This is a genomic window from Candidatus Microthrix parvicella Bio17-1 (assembly GCF_000299415.1).
Classification (GTDB): domain Bacteria; phylum Actinomycetota; class Acidimicrobiia; order Acidimicrobiales; family Microtrichaceae; genus Microthrix; species Microthrix parvicella.
The window spans coordinates 43,969-65,954 of record NZ_AMPG01000001.1 but is presented as its reverse complement, the minus strand read 5'-3'; the positions used below and the strand labels follow the sequence as shown (position 1 = coordinate 65,954).

Genomic DNA, 21,986 nt, shown 5'->3' with positions numbered 1-21,986 from the left:
CGCCGTGACCGAGCCACCGTCCGAGCCACGCGCAACCCAGCCGGCGCCCGTCATGCGCGGCCTGCGTGGGGCCACCACCTTTGACGTCGATGAGCGCGATCACGTGTGTGAACGCACCGTGGAACTGCTGCATGCGATGGTGGACCGCAACGGCCTTGAACACAACGATCTGGTGTCGGTGCTGTTTACCGCCACCGACGATCTGCACTCGGTGTTTCCGGCGTTGGGCGCCCGCAAGGCGGGGTTTGGTGACATCCCGCTGATCTGCGCCCGCGAACTCGATATCCACGGCGCCACGCCGCAGTGCATACGAATCCTGCTGCACGTCAACACGAGCACCCCTCGCAACGGCCTGCACCACGTCTACCTGCACGGCGCCATGGCGCTGCGCGACGATCTGCCCTCATGAACCCCAACAGATCGGTCGATGGACAACCGGCATCAGCGCCGTCGGGCGCCGCACGGGTCGTAGCGATCGACGGCCCAGCGGGCTCGGGAAAGTCCACCGTGGCCCGCACGGTGGCCGGGCGGCTGGGCATGGCCCACCTGGACACCGGGGCGATGTACCGAGGTGTTGCCTTCGCAGCGCTTGAGGCCGGCATCGATCTTGGCGATGGAGACGCGCTGGACGCCTTGGCAGAGCGGGTGGACATGGCCTTCGATGGCTCGCGACTGTTGGTGGACGGTGCCGACGCCACCGAGGCCATCCGGGGCCAGGCGGTGTCCACCGCGGTCAGCCCGGTGGCGACCAACGCCGGTGTGCGAGAGGTGATGGTGCAGCGTCAGCGTGAGTGGGCAGCCGATCACGACGGAGGAGTGATCGAGGGGCGCGACATCGGTACCGCCGTCTTTCCCGACGCGCCGGTGAAGGTGTTCCTCACCGCCACTCCTGAGGAACGGGCCCGGCGCCGTTCCGACGAGACCGACGACGTCGACCTGGAGACGCTGGCTGCCCAGATCGCCGAGCGCGACGAACGCGACGCCAATCGAGCGGTCAACCCCATGCGTCCCGCCGACGATGGTGTGGTGATCGATACCACCGACCTCAATCTGGATCAGGTGGTGGATGCCGTGATCGCTCTGGTGCCTTGGGTCGGGGAGGACCGGAAGTCGCGGCCCCCGGCAGAGCCTGAACCGGCCGCCGATACCGTCGCTGAGGGCACGGCGCCAAGCCTGCCCAGGGTGTTTGTGCGGCCTGCCCAACCCGTCGTCGATGCCCCTGCGCTGGGCATTGGCGCCCGCCTCGGTTACCGGGCCATCTCCGGCACGTCACGCGCCCTGGCCAAGGTCGCCTACCGCAGCGAGATCATGGGCAAGGAACGGTTGCCCCGCACGGGGCCCTACATCCTGGCACCGTCGCACCGGTCGGGTCTCGATTTCCTCTTCGCCGCCATGGTCACCCGTCGCCGGGTGCGGTGGATGGCCAAGGAGTCGCTGTGGACGTACCCCGCGCTTGGATCGTTTGTTGATGTGATGGGTGGGTTCCAGGTCAATCGCGGCACCGCCGACCGGCGTTCGTTGCGGGTGGCCGAGGCGGTCCTGGCCGACGGGCAGCCGCTGGTTGTCTTCCCTGAGGGCACCCGACGCAACGGTGCCGTGGTCGAGGGCCTGTTCGACGGGGCCGCCTGGCTGGCGTCGCGGCAGCGCGTGCCCTTGGTGCCCGTTGGTATCGCCGGGACCGAGGAGGCCATGTCGACGGGCACCAGGCTGCCCCGTCCAGGCAAAATCGTGATCTGGATCGGCGAACCACTCTGGCCGGACGTGCCGAGAGCCGGTCGCGTTCCACGCCGAGAGGTCACGGCCTTCAGCGATCGCCTTCTTCCCGAACTTCAGGATGCGTTCGATCGGGCCAACGCACACCGCGGCCTCACCACCTTGGGCTGAGGCCTTCGCCGGCCAGACCACAGGTGGCCCTACGCAGGCAGCGGGTGGACCTGCTCGCCACCCAGCCAGGTCTCGAGGACCTCGATGTGGCGGATTCGGTCGGGAGCGACCGCTCGCGGGTCATCGGTCAGCACCACGAAATCGGCCAGCTTGCCCACCTCGAGCGTTCCGATCTCACCATCGGAATGACACTGCCAGGCAGCATCGGCGGTCATGGCTCGGATGGCCGTCGCCACGTCAACTCGTTCCTGGGGTGCCAAGACGCCGTCTGGCTCACGCCACATGTTGCGGGTCACAGCGTTCTCGATATACCGGAGCGGCCCGATGGGCGTGACCATCTCGTCCGAGTGGAGCGTCCAGCGGATACCGGCGGCCGAACACGAGGCGGTGCGGTCGAGCAACTCGGCCTTTTCCGGCCCGACGATCTCGTCGCGAAACGCCTGCCCCCAGTAGTGGACGTGGCCGATGAGGAAACTGGGGCTCAGCCCCATGGCGGCAATGCGGGCGATCTGGTCGTCGTGGAGGAACGAGCAGTGCTCGATGCGGTGACGTCGATCGGCCCGCAGGTCCGCCGGTAGAGCCTCGAACGCGTCGAGTGCGTCATCGATGGCGCGGTCGCCGTTGGCGTGGATGACCAGCTGCCAACCCTGCTCTGCGCGGCGCGCCACAATGTCGCACAGCGTGTTCGCTTCCACATAGGCGATGCCACAATCACCGCCGGCGGCGCCAGACCCACCGCCGGCGGCGCCAGACCCACCGCCGGCAGCGCCAGACCCACCGCCGGCGGCGCCAGACCCACCGCCGGCAGCGCCGGTGTTGGAATTGCCGGCCGGCAGGTAGGGCTCTCGCTGGTGACCGGTCCGGCCCTGGTTCGACCCGTCGGCGATCACCTTCCAACCGACCGCTCGAAGCATCTCATCGCCGGTGCCCGGGGTCAGGGCGATGGCGTCGAATGCGTCGGCGCGGAGGTCCATGGCCGAATAGCGCAGGCGGGTGGCCATGCGTCCACTGAGGACCATGTTGGCGTACACGTCCAGGTCGTCCGGGCCACCGATGCCGCCGGCACCCTGGTCGCAGATGGTGGTGACCCCCGCCGCTGATGCTCGGCTGGTGAGTGCGAGTGCCCCCTCCAGCAGGTCGACCTCGAGGAGCGTTGGGTTGTGGCTGAGTACCGACAACATGGCGGCCTGGCCCTTCAGGATGCCGTTGGGGGTGCCATCGGGGTGACGCCCGTAGGGCGAGCCTTCGATATCGGGCGTCGCCGAGTTCACCCCTGCGACCGCCAGGGCGGCCGAGTTCACGTAGGCCAGGTGCAGCGACGCATTGAGCACGGCGACCGGCACTTCGCTGGACACCCGGTCCAGCATGTCGGTGGTCAGTTCGTCACCTCCGCGCTGGAGTGAGGGGTCGAAGAGCTTGCCCAGGATCCAGGCGTCGGAGCCCTCGACGGCTTGACTCGTCAGATGCGTGAGCACGGCCTCAATCGTGTCGAAGCGCTGAGCGCCGACGTCGGTCCAGTTGGCAAAGAGCGCCGTCGGCAGCACGTGCGCATGAGGCTCGATGAACCCGGGCAGGATGGTGGTGCCGGGTCGATCGATGATGGTCACGTCATCGGAGCAGGCCCGTGCGGCGCCGGTGACCTCATCGACCGAGCCGACCGCAATGATGCGTCCGTCGTGAACGCCAAGTGCGTCGACGGTCGAGAAGTCGTCATCGACGGTGAGGATGGTTGCGCCCCGAACGACGAAGGTTCCAGTGGCGGTTCGATTGGCACGGGCGGCATCGTTGCCGAAGCTGTGATGGCTCCGAGCGGCGGAGCCGGTTCGGCTCAGTGCACCGAGTCCGGCGCCCAGCAGGCCGGAGCCGCAGCACCCTGCCACGGCTTGAGCACTGAGGGCGTTGGCCTGGGCGGCCGAAATTTCGGTCGGTGATGACGTCATGGCGCTGAACCTAGCGGCCGCGGTCGGGCGCTGAAGCCGACCCGCCCGGTCGGTCTTTGGAGCTCAACGATCAGCGAACCTGGCCGCTGCAGCACGCGACCCGGTGGTCCAGTTGGTCGTCGGAGCCGTTTTCGCGGGAGGCTGGGAACATCATGATCGATGAGAAGCTCAAGTCCGTCTACCACGACATCGTGTCCCGCAGCGCGGCCCAGGAGGAGTTCCACCAGGCGACCCGCGAGGTGCTCGAGACGCTGGGTCCCGTGGTGGCCAAGCATCCGGAGTATCTGCATGCCCGCATTATCCAAATGCTGGCCGAGCCGGAGCGCCAGATCATCTTTCGGGTTCCCTGGGCCGATGACACCGGCCAGGTGCACATCAACCGGGGCTTTCGCATCGAGTTCAACAGCGCCCTGGGGCCCTATAAGGGTGGCTTGCGGTTCCATCCGTCGGTCAACCTTGGCATCGTCAAGTTCCTCGGCTTTGAACAAGTGTTCAAAAATGCGCTGACCGGGCTGCCGATCGGCGGCGGCAAGGGCGGGGCTGACTTCGACCCCAAGGGGCGTTCCGATGCCGAGGTGATGCGGTTCTGTCAGAGCTTCATGACCGAGCTCTACCGCCATTTGGGTGAATACACCGACGTGCCGGCCGGGGATATCGGCGTGGGCACCCGCGAGATCGGTTACCTGTTCGGTCAGTACAAGCGCATCACCAACCGGTATGAGTCAGCGGTGATCACCGGTAAGAGCACCGAGTGGGGTGGCTCTCAGGTGCGCACCGAGGCAACCGGATACGGCGCCGTGTTCTTCGCCAAGGAGATGCTTGCGGCTCAGAGGAACACGCTCGACGGTAAGGAATGCATCGTCTCGGGCTCCGGCAACGTGGCGATCTACGCCATCGAGAAGCTCCACCAACTGGGTGCCCGGGTGATCGCCTGCTCCGACTCCGATGGCTACATCCACGACCCGGACGGCATCGACCTGGACCTGCTGAAGCAGGTCAAGACGGTGGACCGCCAACGGCTGACCGCCTATGCGGAGCAGCGTTCGAGCGCTACCCACCACACGTTGGGCAGCGTTTGGTCCCTGCCGGCCGAGGTGGTGTTTCCGTGCGCCACCCAGAACGAACTGTCGGGTAAGGACGCACTGAACCTGGCCAAGAACGGCTGCATCGCCGTGGTTGAGGGGGCCAACATGCCGTGCACGGCTGATGCGGTGGAGATCTTCAGGGAGGCCGGCGTGTTGTTTGGTCCGGCCAAGGCGGCCAACGCCGGGGGCGTCGCCACCTCAGCCCTGGAGATGCAACAAAATGCCAGCCGCGATTCGTGGGAGTTCGGTTACACCGAGGACCGACTTGCCAAGATCATGACCAACATCCATGACACGTGCCTGACCACAGCGGCGGAGTACGGGCGTCCCGACGACTACGTCACCGGCGCCAACGTGGCCGGTTTTTTGCGGGTTGCCGACGCCATGATGGCCTTCGGCCTGGTGTAACGCTGAAGCGGGCGTTTCAGGTCCAACCCGACGATGGGCACCTCGACCAGGCTGCCGGCGCCAAGGTCGGCGGCCACCGTCAAACGGCTCAGAACCGCAAGTCCGACGCCGCCCAACACGGCCCCCGCACCGCGCTGGTCGACCCCGGCTCGAGCGATGCTTTTGGGGCCTGGGCCCCGATTGCGTGGAGTGCCTTCTCCAAGGTCTGCCGTGTGCCCGATCCTGCCTCCCGGCAGACGAGTTCGATGCTGGCCAGGCGAGCCCGTCGATCTTGCCGGTGGTCTCGACGAACCCCAGGTCCACGTCGTCCCGAGCGGCGCGGAGCAGTACCTCGGTCGAGTTGACCACATCAAGTTCGACGCCCCGATCGCTGGTTGAGCGCCACGTGCCCAGCCGGCCGGGGAGCAGGAACCCGGCGATGGTGTAGCCGGCGTGACGCTGTCCCGTCGTCGTCGTAACCAAAGCCGTGCCGCCGACATGGTCGAACCGTTGGGCGGTGCGGTGCCTGCGGACCGCGCGGCAGCGCCACTCATTCTCCCACTGTTCGTCGTTTGCGTTCTTGTCGCAATCGCAGTGCGCAGCGCCGGTGTGCGGCTCATCGCCGCCTGAGGCGAACGGCGGATTGCGGAACGCTCAGCCGTCGTGGTGGTTCGGGGAGCGTTCAAGTTCCACGTCGGGTCCATAGGGGCCGTTGAAGAACTCTGCCAGTTTCGCCTCGGCCTTGTCGCCAAAGAGGATGTTGCAGACCTCTCGCAACCCCTCGGTGTCGCCAAGGTCGGCGTTGGGAACCACCTGTTCGATCTTCGACCGGCGTCGCATGAAGTCCTCCAACCGGGTCACCATCTCGGTGCTGGCGGCCAGATACAACTCGACGCGCAGGTAGTCGGTGCCGCCGAGGATGTCCTCACCCATCGACGGGTCGGCCCGAATGGCCTCCAACATGGCGAACGCCCGCCGCCCATAGCGTCGCCACAGCCGGTCGGACAGCGGCTCGACGTCGGGGCGAACCCTCAGGTCGTCCAACCGCATCAGGCGGGCCTGCCGGTAGAACACCGACCGGGTCTGCGCGGTCGGTTCGCCGTACCAGGTGCCGAGGTCCTCCTCGAGCGGCAGACCGAGGGCCTCGACCGCATCGGCCACCTCCTCGCCGACGTTGAGGCAGTCGGTCAACTTGCCGCCGAAGATGGTGATCACGCTGCGGGCCCGGTCCACCTCGATCTCGTGCTTGCGGCTGAGCGACGTCCAGTCCACCTCGGTTTGGTCACCACCGGAGTTGGGCACGACGAGGGGCCGCACGCCGCAGCGTTCGGCGATGATGTCGTCGGTGGTCAGCGGCGTGGGCAGGTCGAGGCGCTTGTTGATCTGGGTGAGCAGGAAGGCGCGATCGTCGTCGGTGACGCCGGCGTGTGGATCGTCGGTGCGGGTGTCGGTGGTGCCGATCACCGACCGCAGACCCATCGGAATCACATAGAACAGCCGTCCGCTGTCGTCGAAGAAGGCCAACACCCGCTGATGCTCCGATGTGGTCAGCCGGTTCACGATCAGGTGGATGCCCTTTGAGTAGACGATCCGATGATCGGTGTTTACCCCCCAATCGCTGTTGAGCCCGTCGACGTAGGGTCCGGCGGCGTTGACGAGCGTGCGGGCCCGCATCTCGAACCGCTCGCCGGATTCCAGATCGTGAAGGCCGACCAGCCAGTGACGGTCGACCCGACGGGCGTCGGTGAGTTCGACGTAGTTGGCCACCGCCGCGCCAGACTCGATGGCCGAGCGGACAAAGCCGAAGACGAAGCGCGCGTCGTTGTCGCGCAGGTAGGCGTCGCGATATTCGATGCCGCCGCGCACACCCGAGATGTCGATGGCCGGTTCGGTGTCCTTGATCGCCTCAGCGCTGAGCAGCCGGGGGGACCGGGTTCGGAACCTGCCGATGCCCCAATAGGCGGTCGCTCCGAGTGCTGCAAACCACGGGGGATACGGTGAGCTGTCGTCGAGGGCGGCCAGAAAGGAGAGCTCGGCGACGTTGTCCGGGTAGGCCTTCATCAGCCGGTTACGGCTCTGGCACAGCTTGTACACCAGTGGCAGCTCGTAGTTCTCCAGGTACTTGAATCCGCCCCAGACCAGGTTGGAACTCTGCTGGCTGGTCTCGGAAGCGAAGTCCGCCCGATCAACCAGGGCCACCGATGCGCCCCGACCAGCCAAGGACGCTGCGGTGACCGCCCCGTTGATTCCGCCGCCGATGATGGCCACGTCGACCACTCCGTCGCGCATGCGGTCGATGTTGGTGTCACGCAGGCTCATGGCCGAACGGTACCAATGTCGGCGCTCGCATTGGTCACCCGGGCATCTGCCTGTGCCGCACCCCAGCTGTTGGCTCGGGCCTGGGCGGTGAGGGTGAGATCGCACACGGCCAACACGTGCGCCTGGCTCATCAGCCGGGCGCCTCCGTCCACGAGGTCGGCCGCCAGGCGCCCGGCCCAGTCGACATCGACGCCGGAGCAGTCCACCCGGCGGGTCGACTCGCGGTCGACGAGGATCAGGTGTTCGGCGCCCGGCGCCCCGGCCGGATCGATGTTGGACCTCGCCTCCAGGGTGCCTTCGGTGCCGATGATGGCGAGGCGAACGTCTCCCCAACATCCAAGACCCGCGGGGGACAACAGGTCGACCCGGTGGTCGCCGATCACCGGCGAACCGTGGGTGGTCGTTCCGGCCAACCGAATCGTCCCGACGTCGGCGAAGGCAGGATGCTCGTGGCAGGCGACGTTGCCGATCGAGGAGTGGCTCACCGTGGCGTTCAGTTCGCCGGTGATGGCAAGAAACTGATCGACCTGATGCGAGGCGAGGTCCACCAGGATGCCGCCGGAGGCGGAGGGATCGAAGAACCAATCGGGGCGCCCCTCCAGGTTGAGCGTGTGGGGGCCCGCACCGATCACGTGCACCACCTCACCGATCGCCCCCGAGCGGGCCAGGCGAACCGCCTCGGATGTGGCCCGGTTGGTGAACCGCTCGGTAAAGAGCACGGTCCAGCGCCGCCCGGAAGCCTCGACGGCGTGGGTGATGCGTTTCAGGTCGTCGACGGTGGTGACGCCGGGCTTGACGCTCAGCACATGCTTGCCGCTCTCCAGTGCTGCGAGCGCAACGGCGGCCCGCTCGGAGGGGACGCCCGCGGTGACGATCAGATCGAGGTTGCCGTCGGCGAGCAACTCGGCCAGTTCGACCGGCCGGGAGTCGGGCCTCCAACCCTCGTACACGTCCAGCAGTTCGCCGTCGGGCACGTGAGCAACGGTTTCGGCGCCAGCGTCGAGCAGGCCCTGAACCAGTTCGAACAGGTGAAGGTGAGCCATGCCAACCACGGCAACGCGCAGATTCACGATGCGGCACCCTCCTCGGTTCGATGTTGCGAGGACCGTACCGCACACGTCGTCGACGGCTGCGGCCGGGTTCGCTCAGGTCAATGTTCTGACAGTCGCACTTGCAGAAGGTTGGGAAGGGTCTAGAGTTTCGGCGGCCTTGACGAGCTCGGCTGCGAATGACCAGGTCGAGGGGGACCCACATGTCACGACCGTCAACGTTCAAAGGTCGGATCGGCCGTACCGTGGCCGAATCGGAGCCGTACTTCGACGAGGGACCGCATCCTGACGACGGTGCCCCCAACGTCGTCGTGGTGCTCTTGGACGACACCGGATTCGCCCAATTCGGCTGTTACGGCTCCGACATCGACACGTCGAACATCGACGCGCTCGCGGCCGAAGGGGTGCAGTTCACCAACTTTCACGTCACCCCGCTGTGCTCGCCCACCAGAGCGTCGCTGCTCACCGGCCGGTCCGCCCACGCTGTGGGTATGCGGGCCGTGTCCAACTTTCGCACCGGGTTTCCCAACATGTTGGGCCACCTCACCAATCACGCCGCCACGATGGCCGAGGTGCTGTCGGCCGAGGGGTACGCCACCTTCTGTCTGGGCAAGTGGCACCTGGCGCGCATGGAGCAGTGCTCAGCGGCCGGTCCATTCGATCAGTGGCCGTTGGGCCGCGGCTTCGACCGCTTCTACGGATTCCTGGAAGGGGAGACCGACCAGTTCCACCCCGATCTGGTGTGCGACAACCATCACGTGGAGGTCCCGGCAACCTCCGAGAACGCCTATCACCTGTCGGAGGACCTGGTTGATCAGGCGTTGGGCATGATCGCCGACTCGGTGGGTGTCCGCCCGGACCGGCCCTTCTTCACCTATCTGGCCTTCGGCGCCACCCATGCCCCGCATCAGGCGCCCGAGGCCTACCTGGCGAAATATCGGGGCCGCTACGACGAGGGCTGGGACGTCGTGCGACAGCGTTGGTTTGAGCGGCAGTTGGAGCTGGGCGTGATCCCCGAGGGCACCGGGTTGGCGCCGCGCAACCCGGGGGTCGAACCGTGGGACGACCTGCCCGAGAACCAGCGGCGCCTGGCTGCCCGGCTTCAGGAGGCGTTTGCCGCTTTTCTTGACCACACCGACGACCAGGTTGGCCGTCTGGTGGCCGGCCTCGACCGCCTCGGTCAACTGGACAACACCATCCTGTGCGTACTGGCCGATAACGGCGCGTCTCAGGAGGGTGGCCCGTTCGGCGTCATGCACGAGATGAAGTTCTTCAACGGCATCCTCGAGACTCCCGATGAGGCGATCGAGCGAATCGATGACATCGGAGGGCCCCACAGCCACACCAACTATCCGTGGGGTTGGGCCCAGTGCGGCAACTCGCCGTTCAAGTGGTACAAGCAGAACACCCATGAGGGCGGCGTGCACGTGCCGATGGTGGTGTCCTGGCCGGACCGGTTCCAGGCTGGGCAACACGGCACGCAACGAGACCAGTTCGTCAACGTGGCCGACATTGCGCCCACGATCTACGAGCTCGTCGGGGCGGAGGCACCGGTGACCTACCGGGGGGTGGAGCAGTTGCCGGTGACCGGCCACAGCTTCGCCGATCTGCTCGACGATGCGGATGCTCCCGGCACCAACACGTTGCAGTATTTCGAGATGGGAGGCAGCCGGGCGTTGGTGGCAGGGGAGTGGAAGGCGGTCTGCAAGCACACGGTTGGAGCCGACTACGACACCGAGTCGTGGGAGCTGTACCACCTGTCCGTCGATCGCTCGGAGTGCACCGATCTGGCCGAGGCCGAGCCTGATCGGCTTGCCGAGCTGGTGGCGCTGTGGTGGTCCGAGGCGGAGCGTCACGGTGTGCTCCCACTGGACGACCGCACGTTCGAGCTGTTCGGCGCCCGGTTTCGCGACCACTCGCCGCACCCGGTTGATCGCCGCTACGTCTACCGGCCGCCGATGTCGCCGCTTCCCGGCCAGGCTTCGGCGGCAATCGGCGGGCGCAACTTCACCCTGACCGCGCAGGTCACCGGAGATGGCACCGCCGAGGGCGTGTTGTTCGCCACCGGCACCGAGAACTCCGGTATCTCGGTCTTCGTGCAGGGTGGTCGCCTGGTGCTCGACTACAACGCCTTCGACACGCATTCCATCCTGGAATCCGACGTCGCGGTCCCAACCGGGGACGCCGAGCTGTCGGTGGCGTTCACCCGGGGCGAGGCCATGGCGGGAACCGCAGAGCTGTTCATCGATGGTGCATCGGCAGGTGCGGTCGACCTACCGCTGTACATGCGCATGATCTCCTCGGTGGGGTCATCCATCGGCTATGACGCCGGTTCGGTGGTGTCGAAGCGCTACGCAGGCCCGTTTGCGTTCTCCGGGGTACTGCACGAGTTGGAGATCCGGCTTGGTGAGCCCGGGAGGGGCACCGCCGAGGCGATTGCCCGCGCCGAGATGTCCCGTCAATGAGAAGCCCCATCATGAAGAGGTTGAGACCATGAGCACCGCCTTGACGATCACCCTGCTCGGCACCGGCAGCCCGCTGCCCGATGCCGACCGGGCCGGCCCTGCCACGCTCCTTCAGGGCGGAGGGCAGAACTTTCTGGTCGATGCCGGACGCGGCGTGCTGATGCGCCTCACCGCGGTGGGCGTTCAGGCCTCCAACCTGACCGCCGTGCTCATCACCCACCTTCACTCCGATCACATCACCGACCTGGGTGACCTGATCACCGCGGTGTGGATCGGTACGTTCCAGCCGACGCCCCTTCGTGTCATCGGCCCCGCCGGCACGGCAGGTGTGGTCGATCACATCCTCGCTTCGTTGGAGCCGGACATCGGCTACCGCATGGCCCATCACGACGACCTCGCTGAGCGGCCCCGGGTGTTGGTCACCGAGGTTGGCGACGGGCCGATCCCGCTGCCGGGCCCGGTGCGGGTCGGCTGCGCCCCCACCGATCACCGTCCGGTGGAGCCCAGCATCGGCTTTCGCTTCGACCACGACGACGCAGCGGTGGTCGTTGCGGGCGACACCGTGCCGTGCGGAGGACTGGATCGGCTGTGTTCCGGCGCGCAGGCGCTCGTCCACACGGTGATCCGCAAGGATGTGATCGAGCAGATCCCCATCCAGCGGCTGATCGACACGCTCGACTATCACTCCTCCCCGGAGGAGGCGGCTCAGACCGCCCAGCGGGCGGGTCTGAACACGCTGGTGATGACCCACTACGTGCCTGCGTTTCCCTCCGGCGGCGGGGACGACTGGCGTGCGCTGGCAGCCGCCCACTTCGATGGAGCGGTCGAGCTGGGCGATGACCTGCATCGGGTCGAGGTGCCCGCTCCGGCCTGACCCCCCTCAACATCGGTCGTGCTCCCGGCGTCCATGCTTCGCAGTACGTTGCCTGGATGGACTTTGGGATCGTCTTCGCCAACACCGGACCGTTCGTCGAGCCGGACGCAGCCGCAGCCTTCGCCTCCCACGCCGAGGCAGCGGGTTTCGAGTCCCTGTGGACCGTCGAGCACGTCGTCGTGCCTGCCGGTTACGAGTCGACGTACCCCTACGACCCGTCAGGCAGGATGCCTGGAAACGATGACGCGCCGATCCCGGATCCGTTGGTGTGGCTGTCGTACCTGGCGGCGGTCACGTCGCGGATTCGTCTGGCGACGGGCATTCTCATCGTGCCGCAGCGCAACCCGTTGGTGCTTGCCAAGCAGTTGGCCACCCTCGACGCGTTGTCGGGGGGGCGGATGGAGTTCGGCATAGGCGTGGGTTGGCTCGAGGAGGAGTTCGACGCGCTCGGGGTGCCGTTCGACGATCGTGGGCGCCGAACCGACGACTATGTGGTTGCCATGCGAGCCCTCTGGGCCGACGAGCGGGCCACTCACCATGGTGAGTTTGCGAGCTTTGACGAGTGCGTCATGCGGCCTCAGCCCAGGCGGGGCACCATCCCCGTGCACGTCGGCGGGCACTCCGACGCAGCCGCGCGAAGGGCCGGCCGTCTTGGCGACGGGTTCTTCCCCGGCAAAGGTGATCACGCCGAACTTGAGCGACTTTTCGGCGTCGCCCGTCAGGCCGCCTTCGAGGCGGGACGCAACCCGGATGTGTTGACGTTCACCTCCGGCGGCAATGGGGCGATTGGCTCAAGGGCTCTGGACGAGGTGGGGGAGTTGGCCGCAATGGGCGTCACCCGGGTGGTGCTTCCATCGTCCCTGTTCTGGCAGGACACCGAGGAGGCACTGGCACGCTACGGCGCCGAGATCATTGCCAAGGCGCCGTAATCCCTCCGCACTTCTGCTTGGCCTTCGGTCTTCAAGGGCTGCTGGTTGCGCTAGGTTCGCAAACCAACCCATGAGGAGCAACCGATGAGCAACAAAGCAGTGGTCAGCCTGAACACCGGACTTGAGGACGCAGAGACCGTCACCATTGCCTTGCTGGTTGCGGTCGGCGCCGCCGAGGCGGGTCGCCCCACCCTGATGTTTCTCACCAAGGAAGCGGTACGCCTTGCACTCGCCGGGGTTGCTGTTGGCTCCGCCTGCGACGGCTGCCCGCCGATCCAGGACCTGTTGAGCAGGTATCTGGCGGCCTCTGGCAAGTTGCTGGTGTGCCCGGTCTGTTTCAACTCCAAGCAACTCGATACTGCATCGCTGATCGACGGTGCCGAGATGGGCGGAACGGTGCCCATGTGGGAGTGGATCGGTGATGAAGGGGCCACGACCTTCAGCTACTGACCCATCGGCCGGGCGGGCGTCGCTCGCCGGGTACCCTGCGTTGATGCGTAGTCGTCGTGTGTTGGTGCCGATCCTGACCCTGAGCGTGTTGATCGTGGGTTGTTCGTCCGGGGAGGACGGCTCGGACGGTGGTTCCGCCCAGCCGACCGCCGGGCCCTCCACGACGGCCGCCGCCGACCTGGGAACCGACCCGGCTTACGCAGAGCCCGGACCAGCTGAGGTGGGTACCACGGCGTTCAAGTTGGACGATGGCCGCCGGGTGCAGGCGTGGTACCCCGCCGCCGACAGCGCGGCCGAGCTTCCAACGGAACAGTTCGACATCGCCGGGCTGCTCAGCCCCGAACTCCAGTCACAGATACCCGCCGACAAGCGTCCGATGTACGAGATCGCCGCCCACCCGGCGGCTGATCCCGGCGCCGACGGCCCCTATCCCGTGGTGATGTTCAGCCACGGCTTCGCCGGCTTCCCGGAGCAGTCCGCCGATCTGGTCACCCATCTGGCCTCGTGGGGTTTCGTCGTCGTGGCCCCTGACCACGTGGAGCGAAGCCTGAGTGGCCAGTTGGGGGTGGCGGCCAAGGGCGTGACCCCACGCGAGGACCCGGAGGTGCTCTCCGCTTCGCTGGACGCAGCGCTGGCGCTGAAGGGCTCGCCGCTCACCGGGCTGTTGGATGAGTCGAAGGTGACCGTTGCCGGCCACTCTGCCGGTGCCGGAGCCGCCTATCGGGAGGCGTCCGCCGACCCCCGCGTCAAGGCGTTCATCGCCTACTCGGTCGGCAACCGTCCCGGGGAGAAAAAGCCGCCGGTTCCCAAGGTGCCCGGCATGGTGATGGCGGGCACCGACGACGGCATCATCCCTCCTGCCGCGTCCCAGGAGATCTTTGACGGAATGAACCCGCCCAAGTACTTCGTGTCGATCGACGGCGCCGGGCACCTGGTGTTCTCCGACATCTGCCTCATCGGCCGTGACCAGGGAGGCCTGGTGGGCCTCATCGGCGAGGTGGGCCTCGACCTACCCGAGAGCATGACCCGGCTGGCCTCGGACGGTTGTGAGGACGGGCAGCTCGATCCCGCCAAGGCATTCCCGGCCATCGACCACCTGAGCGTTGCCTTCCTTCGCTACAGCCTGGGTATCGACCCCGAACCGGTGGGCCTCGATCCTGCGGTGACCAAGAACCTCACCGACGCCAAGGTGACCCTCACCGCCGACCCGGGGTAGCACCGGCGCGACGGTTGGTTCTGGTCGGAAACGAGGCGGCCCGGCCGACGAATCGCGCGGGCCACATCGTGATGGCTGATCTACCGTCCATGACTCTTCCCCAACTTCGACCTTGGAAAGCGTTCGAGTCCCAGTCAAATGGACGTCTTGTTTCAGACCCGGATATTGCAGCCGGGTAGCGGGTTGTTGGTGGTTTGACGCGGCAGGTGCCCCTGCTGGCTGGAAGAATGGAGAGTACGAACAGCTCTATTCGACTAGCGAGAGGAGCACCTGCCAGGTGAATGCTACAGGCGCGTTGTTTGATGCCGGGGAACTGATCGGACAGCCCCGCCGCCGGAGTGCTTCGGTGAAGGTCAAGGTGAGCGATGACAAGGTGACCGGGGTGGGCGGGGTGGCGTTGTGGGGACCGATGTTGGACAACCTGAACCTGGTCGGTGTCGCCGATGGGCGCCGGTTGCGGCCGATCGGGCCTGGCGGCTACACCGGCGGGGAGTGCTATCGGGCGTTGGTCGAGATCCTGTTGGCCGGAGGCGATTTCTTGTCGGACCGGTCCCTGTTGGATGGGCCGACCCAACAGTTGCGGGGCGCTCACGTGTTGCCCTCACACGCGACGATGTTCCGGTTTTGTGGCGGAGCCGATTTTGGTCGGGTCCAGAAAGCCGCGGCGGTGAACCGGACGATGTTGGCTCGGGCGTGGGCGTCGGGTGCGGGACCTTCTGGTGGGATGGTCACGGTTGATCCCGATGCCACGCTGGTCGACACCTACGGGCCGGACAAGGAAGGTTCGAAGTTCTCCTACCGGGGCGAGGTTGGCTTGTCACCGCTGATCGGGGTGTGTGGTGAGACCGGTGACGTGCTCGCGATCCGTGCCCGGTCTGGGAATGCCCATCCGGGCCGGGACAACGCCGGGTTCATTCGAGAGTGTGTGTCGGCGATCCCCGGCCCGGTCCGGGAAACAACGAACCTGTGGGTCCGTGTCGATTCCGCCGGCTACCAACACGCCGTGTTCGACACCGTCGAGGCGCTGGGTGGGGTGTTCTCCGTGACCGCGCCACAACGGTCCAACGTGAAAGCGAAAGTCCGGGCGTTGGCCACCAACCCTGACACGCAATGGGTGCCAGCGTTGGCCGGCGAGGCCAAGCGGGGTTCCGAGGTCGCAGAAACACCTTTCGTGATGGGGCAAGGCAAGACCCGGCGCATGTTGCGGATGATCGTGCGCCGTCAACGCACCAGCGCCGGTGACCAGTTGTCCTTTGATGATCTTGACGGTTGGAGGTTCCATGCGATTGTCACGAACCTTCCCGCCCTGTTCGCACCCCCAGCAGAGGTCGAGGCCCACCATCGGCTTCGTGGCGGGATCCCCGAGGACACCATCCGGCAACTCAAGGAAGACTTTGGGCTGATCCACGCGCCGGTGAAGAACTTCTTCGGGAACTGGTTGTGGTGGCACGCCTCTGTGCTTGCTCACAACACCGCCCGCTGGGTCCGTCACCTCGGGCTGCCCCCGACGTTCAAACGGTGCCGTGGGAAACGGCTCCGCCTCGCGTTCTTCAATGTCGCAGCACGAGTTGTCAACCACGCCGGCGGCCTCGAGTTGCGGCTCCCACGATCCCACGCCTGGGCCGACGCGTTCATCGAAGCCCTCACACGCATCCGGGCCCTGCCCGCGTTCGCCTGACCCGGCCAGGCACCCACACACCCAGACTCAGCCCGGACAACCCGACCACACCACAACCTTCTGCCTCACCGCGCCCCAAAACCAGACAAACACCATTCAACCTCACACCAGAGGCAGCACCCACCCAAACCAGTGGCCTACACGCCGTTCAAGAACCGGGCTGCAATATCCGGGTCAGAGTGCGAGCACGTCGATCGTTCGAGTGATTTCGACCGCCTCCAGAAACCGGCGGTCGTGGGTAATCAGCAGCAAGGTTCCATCCCAGGTTCGCAGCGCCGACTCAAGTTGTTCAATTGCAGGTAGGTCCAAGTGGTTGGTGGGTTCGTCGAGCACCAGACAGTTGACACCTTGTGCCATCAGCAGGGCCAAGGAGGCCCGGGTGCGTTCGCCCGGCGACAGGTCTGCGGCGTGACGGTTGACATCGCCCGCGTCCAGCCCAAACTTGGCCAACAGCGAGCGGGCGTCGGCGATCAGCAGGTTGGATGCAGCGATAAAGCCGTCCAGCAGTGAGGCGTCCTCAGCGAAGACGCGACGGGCCTGATGCAACTCGCCCAGCTCGACCGATCGTCCGAGGTTCGCCTCGCCCGACTCCAGCGGAATGCGGCCGAGGAGCGCCTCCAGCAAGGTGGATTTGCCGGATCCGTTGGGACCGACGAGCGCCACCCGCTCGGCCCAGGAGATCTCCACGTTCGCTGGTCCCAGCACGAAATCGCCTCGGCGGATGACTGCGTTGGCCAGTGTGGCCACCACGTCCCCGCCGCGCGAAGATGCGGTGAGCTCCATCTGAAGGTTCCAGCCCTCCCACGGCTTGTCCACCACCTCGAGGCGTTCGATGGCCTTGTCCAACCGGGCGGCCTTTCCGGCCAGCTTCTCGGTCTGAGCGATGTTGTGAGCCTTGATGAACTTGTCGCCGTCGCGCGGGTTTCGCCCGGCCCTTCGGGCGCCTGTGGTCGCCCACTCGCGGGTGCGTTGCGCTCGCGCTGTCAGATCGGCCCTGGTGCGCTCGTAGTTGTCGTGGGCCTCTTCAGCGTGGTTTTGCGCGACGTCCCGCTCGCGGAGGAACGCCTCCCAGCCGCCTGAGAACACCGAGCCGCTGCGGGAGTGCTCGTCCAACTCGAGGACGTGGGTGACGGTGCGCTCGAGAAAGGCCCGATCGTGGCTGACGATCACCATCGCCCCTGCGAAGCCACGGACGTAGGCCTCGAGCCGGGCCAGCCCGTCGAAGTCGAGGTCGTTGGTCGGCTCGTCCAAGAGCACGACGTCTGCGTTGGTGAGGAGGATTGCCGCCAGGGCCGCCCGTCCGGCCTGCCCGCCCGACAGTGTGGAGGTCGCCTGGTCGAGCAGCGCCGGAGGCTGTCCGAGTTGGGCCCAGACCTCTTCGCTGCGCGCCGGAAACTCGGCGACCCCGATGTCGATCCATCGGTCGAATGCCAGCTGGTAATGCTCGCCGGCACCCGCCTGAGCGGCGGTGAGGGCACGCGTGGCCGCCTCGAAGTCGGCCTCGACTGCGGCCACGCCGCTGCGACGGGCCAGCATGGCTCGCACCGTCTCGTTGGGTGAGCGTTCCCGTTCCTGGTCCAGCAGGGCGATGTGAGCGTTGGGCGGTGTCACCTCGACCGTCCCGGAATCGAGGTGGACGGCTCCGCTCAGCGCGGCGAGCAGCGTCGACTTGCCGACGCCGTTGGGTCCCACCACCCCCAGCCGGTCGCGGCCGGACACGGTGAGGTCGATGTCGGCGAGCACCGGACTTCCGGCGCGGTCGACGGTCAGGTGGCGTGCAGCGAGGGTGATTGATTGCATGGAGCGGTGGGCGGGCACGGTTGGCCTATCGGTAGCGGAACGACTCTGCGATGCGGTCTGCGAGCGATTCGGGGTTGTCCCACAGATCGTGGTCGACCTCAAGTCTGGGGACGGACGTCACCCCGTTGAGCAGGACCGCGTCGGCCGGCGGATGGTGCTCGTCGATCTCGCACACCACCAGGGTGCCGTCGGTTCGGTCCGGGTGGTTGGCGGCAAGGTCGGCAATCGCCGCTGCGCCGTGTCCGGCACCGACGTAGGACGCCCATGGCAGTTCCAGGTGATGGAGCAACTCCAGAACGTCGTCGGCGGTCAGGGCACGACCGGGGTCGTCAGCGGTCCACACGGTGATCGCCCGGTAGCCGTCGTAGGCCAAGGCGCCAAGGACGTTGCGCCACTCGACGTCGCGGCCCATCGGCGTGCCCAGCAGCACGACGGCGTCGCGGTCCGTCGGGCCGCGTTCCTGATAACCGATGGTGCGACCCGTGCCCTCGATCGTGTCGCCGGTTGCGGGAAAGAGATCGTCGAGGTCGGCTGCGAAGCCCGACACGGTGGTGCCACCGACGGTGACCGGGGCGAACTCGGCGCGGTCCTCTTCGGCTGCGGCGGCACGGATGAAGATCCGTGCCAGAGCGAAGATGGAGGCCACGCTGTAGGCGACGGCCATGGCCACGAACAACGCCCCCGGGCCCACCTGCTCCACCAATGCCGAGCCCACCACCGGCCCGGCGACCGCGCCGGCACCTTGCAACAGCACCATCCTGGCTCCGGCCGCAACAGTGTGACGATCCTCCAGGTAGTCGTTGAGGTGGGCCAGAGTGAGGGAATAGAGCGAGAAGGTGGCGCCGCCGGCCACGGTGGTGAGCCCGATGACCACCAGACGGTGGGTCGGGCCCACTGCGGCCACGGCCAGGCTGGCTGCGGCCCCGGCCGCCGAAGCGACGGCGATCACCAGGCGGCGGTCCACGCGGTCCGACCAGCGGCCGAGGGGAACCTGGAGGGCTACTCCCCCCAGAAGCGCAGCACCGATGAACGCACCGGTGGCCAGGCGGTCAAGGCCCGCCTCTGCTGCGTACACCACGCCACCGCTCAACATCGCGGCCACCACGAACCCCGACGCAACTGCACCGACCGGCGCCAGCGGCGCGGTCGTGATCATGTGACCCCAACTCAGATTGGATGGCTCCGGCATCTCTGGGGCCTTGAAGGTGGCCAGTGAGACAGGAACCACCGCCATCGACACCAGCACCGACGCGAGTACCAACGCGCCAACCCCGGCCGGGTCGGAAGCGGCATAGAGCATCTGACCCGAGAACACCGAGGCACCCACCACCACCATGTAGGTCGCCAACAGGGTTCCCCGTGTCTCGTTGGTGGCGGCGCCGTTCAGCCAGGTTTCGCTGACGATGAACAACCCGGCGATGCACAACCCGGAGATGGCCCGCATCATGAACCACGTGGGGGCGTCGGGAGTGACCAGGTGTATCAGCAGTGCCCCTGAGCCAAGCGACGCCAGCCCGGCGAACACACGCACGTGCCCCACCCGGGCGATCGTGGCCGGCGTGACGACCGACCCGAGCACGAAACCGACGTAGTAGCCGGACAGGATCACGCCGATCACGGTCGGGGAGAAGCCGACCAGGCCACCTCGGATGCCCAACAACGTGGAACTGAGGCCGTTACCCGCCATCAGCAACGCCACACCCACGAGGAGCGGAGCGGCGTTTCGGAGGGCGACCTTGGTCCCTGAACGGTTCGGGTGGGTGATGGCGGTCACGGCCCGATACTCGCAGTTGCAGGCACCTCGATGACGAACCCGAAGCGCGCGGCCGCTTCGGCGGCGACGCCCTGATCCTTTGCTCCCTGTACCCTTGATGAATGCGTCGCACGCCGTCCTGTCTGTTTGCCGTGCTCATCTGCACGCTCCTGTTGGGCGCCGCCTGCGGCTCGGACTCCGGTCCGGCCGAAACGGGCGAGGGCGACACAGCAGCGACGACCACCGCTGGTGAGCGGATCGACACCGACGTCGGGGAGGCGTTGTTGTGGGGGGACGGCGACTCCGGTGTGGTGCTGGCGCACGGTGCCGCATTTGACGCCGAGAGCTGGACCGACCAGGCCACGCAGATCGCTGCTGAAGGCACCACGGTCGTTGCGGTCGAGGACATCAGTCCCGAAGGAATCGAGGCTGCGGTGACCTACCTCAAGGACGAGCGGGGCATCGCTGGGGTGGCGCTGATCGGAGCCAGTGCCGGGGCGGACGGGATCTTGGATTTGGTGTCCCAGCAGCCCGACCTGCCCGACCAGCTCATCGTGTTGTCGCCCAACTCGGTCGTTGACGGTTTGGGCGTGTCCCCGAAGCTGTTCATCGCCAGCGAGGACGAGCCGGTGGCCGACGTGTCCACCGAGATGGCCGACACAGCGGAGGGCGATGACAACGAGGCGATCATCCTGCCCGGCTCGGCCCACGCCCAGAACATCTTTGACACCGACCAGGCCGAGCCCACCATGACGGCCATCCTCGACCGGCTCAACGAATTCGCCAACTGACCGCCGCCCCAGCTCGGCGCAGCTACGTGGCCAGGGTTCGGGTGAGAGCGCCGACGATCTCATCGCTGGGCACCCCGATGGCCCGGGCGCCGTCGATGTAGTTGCGTACCAGCTCGTCCAGGCGTTGGCTGCGGGCGTCGGGCACCACGTCGGTCGCCTTGTCGCGTACGAACGTGCCGCGCCGACCTCGCGACTCGAGCACGCCGTCGGCGAGTAGCTCCCGATACGCGCGGGCCACCGTGTTGTTGGCGAGGCCGAGGTCGCCGGCGAGCTGGCGAATGGTCGGCAGGCGGGTGCCCGACGTGAGCGCTCCGGTGGCGATCGCCTCCAACAACTGGCTGCGCACCTGGGCAAACGGCGCGGCCTCGGCGGCCGGGTCGACGGTGATGATCATGCGCTGACCGACTCCGCAGCCGGATCCGGGCCAGACACCGGTTCGGCTCGCAGCGATCGTCGCCGGCCCGGGGCCCATGGTTGCTGTGTGACGATGACCCAGAACGCCCCGTAGGTCATGCCCGTCACGAGCAGCATCAAGGGAACACCGATCCACGCACGATGTCCCGAGCCCAGCAGCGCAGAGATCGCCGAGTTGAGCGTGAAGAGCGAGAGCATGATCGAAGAGGCCACGGCTGCGGTGGCGCCGGTGGACCGCAGCGCGTTGTCGGCGAGTCGACGGGTGGGGCTGTCGGTCACCTGCGGGCGGGCGGCAACCATCCGGAGTGCAACTTCCGCGAGCACGGCGACGACAACCGCCGTGACAAAGAGCGGGATCTGCGTGCGGAGCGACTGCGGGAACCGGGGCGGAAACGCCTTGATCGAAACGAGCGCTGCGGCCGTCACCCCCAGCACCAACCAAGGAGCCAGTCGCTCGCGACGCGGGACGTAGCTCGACGGCAGCCTCGGGGAGAGGTCGGCGACGCGGAGCCCGCCGGTCTTCTCAGTGTTGGATACGGCGGCGAGGATGGAACCGAGCACATACCCGGTCAGAGGTATCCAGATGACGTCGTTGGCCCACTCGGGGAGTGGTCCGGTAATGACCGGCACTGCGAGGACCCACCAGAAGGGAAAGCTGACCAACGAGCGGTACCGGCGAGCCCGGGCGAGGCGCCGGCGTATCATGTCCTCGTTTTCCGTGGTGATGGTCACCTGGGCTTGTGTGGCCCAGCGGGTCATCTGCTTCCACGATGGGCTTCGAAATGCTAGGACCAGCAGCGCTGCCGGGACGATGATCCCCGGGACGACAAACCAGATCAGGCTCCAACCGTCGAGATCCATAGCGCCCCTGCCTTGACGTGCGGCCCCCGATGGGCCGTCAAGTAACTGTATCAAATGAGGCGATACAAACAACACGTTTGTCTCGATCGCT

17 protein-coding genes are annotated in these 21,986 nt (G+C 66.8%); 10 read left to right on the top strand and 7 right to left on the bottom strand.

What is annotated here, in order from left to right:
* The first annotated feature begins 4 nt into the window (after window positions 1–4).
* Together aroH and cmk are read left to right on the top strand one after the other, a co-directional pair.
* Window positions 5–409 carry a chorismate mutase gene (gene aroH / locus MPARV_RS0100330; protein ID WP_012226742.1) on the top strand — a complete coding sequence of 135 codons (405 nt, stop codon included), beginning with the start codon at window positions 5–7 and terminating at the stop codon, window positions 407–409.
* On the top strand, window positions 406–1,884 hold the full coding sequence (gene cmk / locus MPARV_RS23350; protein WP_020376822.1) for a (d)CMP kinase: 1,479 nt from the start codon (window positions 406–408) through the stop codon (window positions 1,882–1,884). Before aroH ends, cmk begins: the two co-directional genes overlap by 4 nt.
* Window positions 1,885–1,913: 29 nt before the next feature.
* On the opposite strand, the gene MPARV_RS21900 is transcribed toward cmk, so the two are convergent.
* Complete coding sequence (locus MPARV_RS21900) at window positions 1,914–3,824, bottom strand: amidohydrolase (RefSeq protein ID WP_020376821.1); 1,911 nt, start codon at window positions 3,822–3,824, stop codon at window positions 1,914–1,916.
* Between the two features lie 152 nt (window positions 3,825–3,976).
* Here MPARV_RS21900 and gdhA point away from each other — a divergent pair, with 152 nt between their 5' ends.
* Window positions 3,977–5,317, top strand: coding sequence for an NADP-specific glutamate dehydrogenase (gdhA, locus tag MPARV_RS0100310; protein ID WP_012226739.1), 1,341 nt, complete (start codon window positions 3,977–3,979; stop codon window positions 5,315–5,317).
* 633 nt (window positions 5,318–5,950) lie between these two features.
* On the opposite strand, the gene MPARV_RS0100300 is transcribed toward gdhA, so the two are convergent.
* Together MPARV_RS0100300 and MPARV_RS0100295 are read right to left on the bottom strand one after the other, a co-directional pair.
* Window positions 5,951–7,615 carry a glycerol-3-phosphate dehydrogenase/oxidase gene (locus MPARV_RS0100300; protein WP_020376817.1) on the bottom strand — a complete coding sequence of 555 codons (1,665 nt, stop codon included), beginning with the start codon at window positions 7,613–7,615 and terminating at the stop codon, window positions 5,951–5,953.
* Window positions 7,612–8,685: a Gfo/Idh/MocA family protein gene (locus tag MPARV_RS0100295; RefSeq protein WP_020376816.1), complete on the bottom strand. Its 1,074-nt coding sequence runs from the start codon at window positions 8,683–8,685 to the stop codon at window positions 7,612–7,614. The genes MPARV_RS0100300 and MPARV_RS0100295 overlap by 4 nt, the downstream gene beginning before the upstream one ends.
* Before the next feature lie 182 nt (window positions 8,686–8,867).
* Between MPARV_RS0100295 and MPARV_RS0100290 the strand changes: the two genes are divergently transcribed.
* From MPARV_RS0100290 to MPARV_RS0100265, 6 genes are all read left to right on the top strand, one after another.
* A complete protein-coding gene (locus MPARV_RS0100290; protein WP_012226725.1) occupies window positions 8,868–11,129 on the top strand; it encodes an arylsulfatase in 2,262 nt (753 codons plus the stop codon).
* Between the two features lie 28 nt (window positions 11,130–11,157).
* Window positions 11,158–12,003 carry a ribonuclease Z gene (locus tag MPARV_RS0100285; RefSeq protein ID WP_020376815.1) on the top strand — a complete coding sequence of 282 codons (846 nt, stop codon included), beginning with the start codon at window positions 11,158–11,160 and terminating at the stop codon, window positions 12,001–12,003.
* A gap of 56 nt (window positions 12,004–12,059) precedes the next feature.
* A complete protein-coding gene (locus tag MPARV_RS0100280; RefSeq protein ID WP_020376814.1) occupies window positions 12,060–12,932 on the top strand; it encodes an LLM class F420-dependent oxidoreductase in 873 nt (290 codons plus the stop codon).
* Between the two features lie 84 nt (window positions 12,933–13,016).
* Window positions 13,017–13,382 (top strand): DsrE family protein, encoded by a 366-nt coding sequence (locus MPARV_RS0100275; RefSeq protein WP_012226719.1) that lies wholly within the window; start codon window positions 13,017–13,019, stop codon window positions 13,380–13,382.
* A gap of 43 nt (window positions 13,383–13,425) precedes the next feature.
* Window positions 13,426–14,598 (top strand): alpha/beta hydrolase family protein, encoded by a 1,173-nt coding sequence (locus MPARV_RS0100270; RefSeq protein WP_157789391.1) that lies wholly within the window; start codon window positions 13,426–13,428, stop codon window positions 14,596–14,598.
* Between the two features lie 277 nt (window positions 14,599–14,875).
* The gene (locus MPARV_RS0100265) at window positions 14,876–16,276 is read left to right on the top strand and encodes an IS1380 family transposase (protein ID WP_012231233.1); all 1,401 of its coding nucleotides are present in this window, start codon (window positions 14,876–14,878) and stop codon (window positions 16,274–16,276) included.
* A 174-nt stretch (window positions 16,277–16,450) separates the two neighbouring features.
* Here the strand turns inward: MPARV_RS0100265 and MPARV_RS0100260 are convergent, their stop codons facing one another.
* Window positions 16,451–18,076, bottom strand: a complete 1,626-nt coding sequence (locus tag MPARV_RS0100260) for an ABC-F family ATP-binding cassette domain-containing protein (protein WP_031276847.1) — start codon at window positions 18,074–18,076, stop codon at window positions 16,451–16,453.
* A 25-nt stretch (window positions 18,077–18,101) separates the two neighbouring features.
* Window positions 18,102–19,850, bottom strand: coding sequence for an MFS transporter (locus MPARV_RS21895; protein ID WP_012226713.1), 1,749 nt, complete (start codon window positions 19,848–19,850; stop codon window positions 18,102–18,104).
* A 101-nt stretch (window positions 19,851–19,951) separates the two neighbouring features.
* Between MPARV_RS21895 and MPARV_RS25265 the strand changes: the two genes are divergently transcribed.
* Complete coding sequence (locus MPARV_RS25265; protein ID WP_020376810.1) at window positions 19,952–20,620, top strand: alpha/beta hydrolase; 669 nt, start codon at window positions 19,952–19,954, stop codon at window positions 20,618–20,620.
* 22 nt (window positions 20,621–20,642) lie between these two features.
* Here the strand turns inward: MPARV_RS25265 and MPARV_RS0100245 are convergent, their stop codons facing one another.
* Together MPARV_RS0100245 and MPARV_RS0100240 are read right to left on the bottom strand one after the other, a co-directional pair.
* Complete coding sequence (locus MPARV_RS0100245) at window positions 20,643–21,014, bottom strand: GntR family transcriptional regulator (RefSeq protein ID WP_012226709.1); 372 nt, start codon at window positions 21,012–21,014, stop codon at window positions 20,643–20,645.
* Window positions 21,011–21,895 carry a hypothetical protein gene (locus MPARV_RS0100240; RefSeq protein ID WP_020376809.1) on the bottom strand — a complete coding sequence of 295 codons (885 nt, stop codon included), beginning with the start codon at window positions 21,893–21,895 and terminating at the stop codon, window positions 21,011–21,013. Before MPARV_RS0100240 ends, MPARV_RS0100245 begins: the two co-directional genes overlap by 4 nt.
* Between the last annotated feature and the right edge of the window lie 91 nt (window positions 21,896–21,986).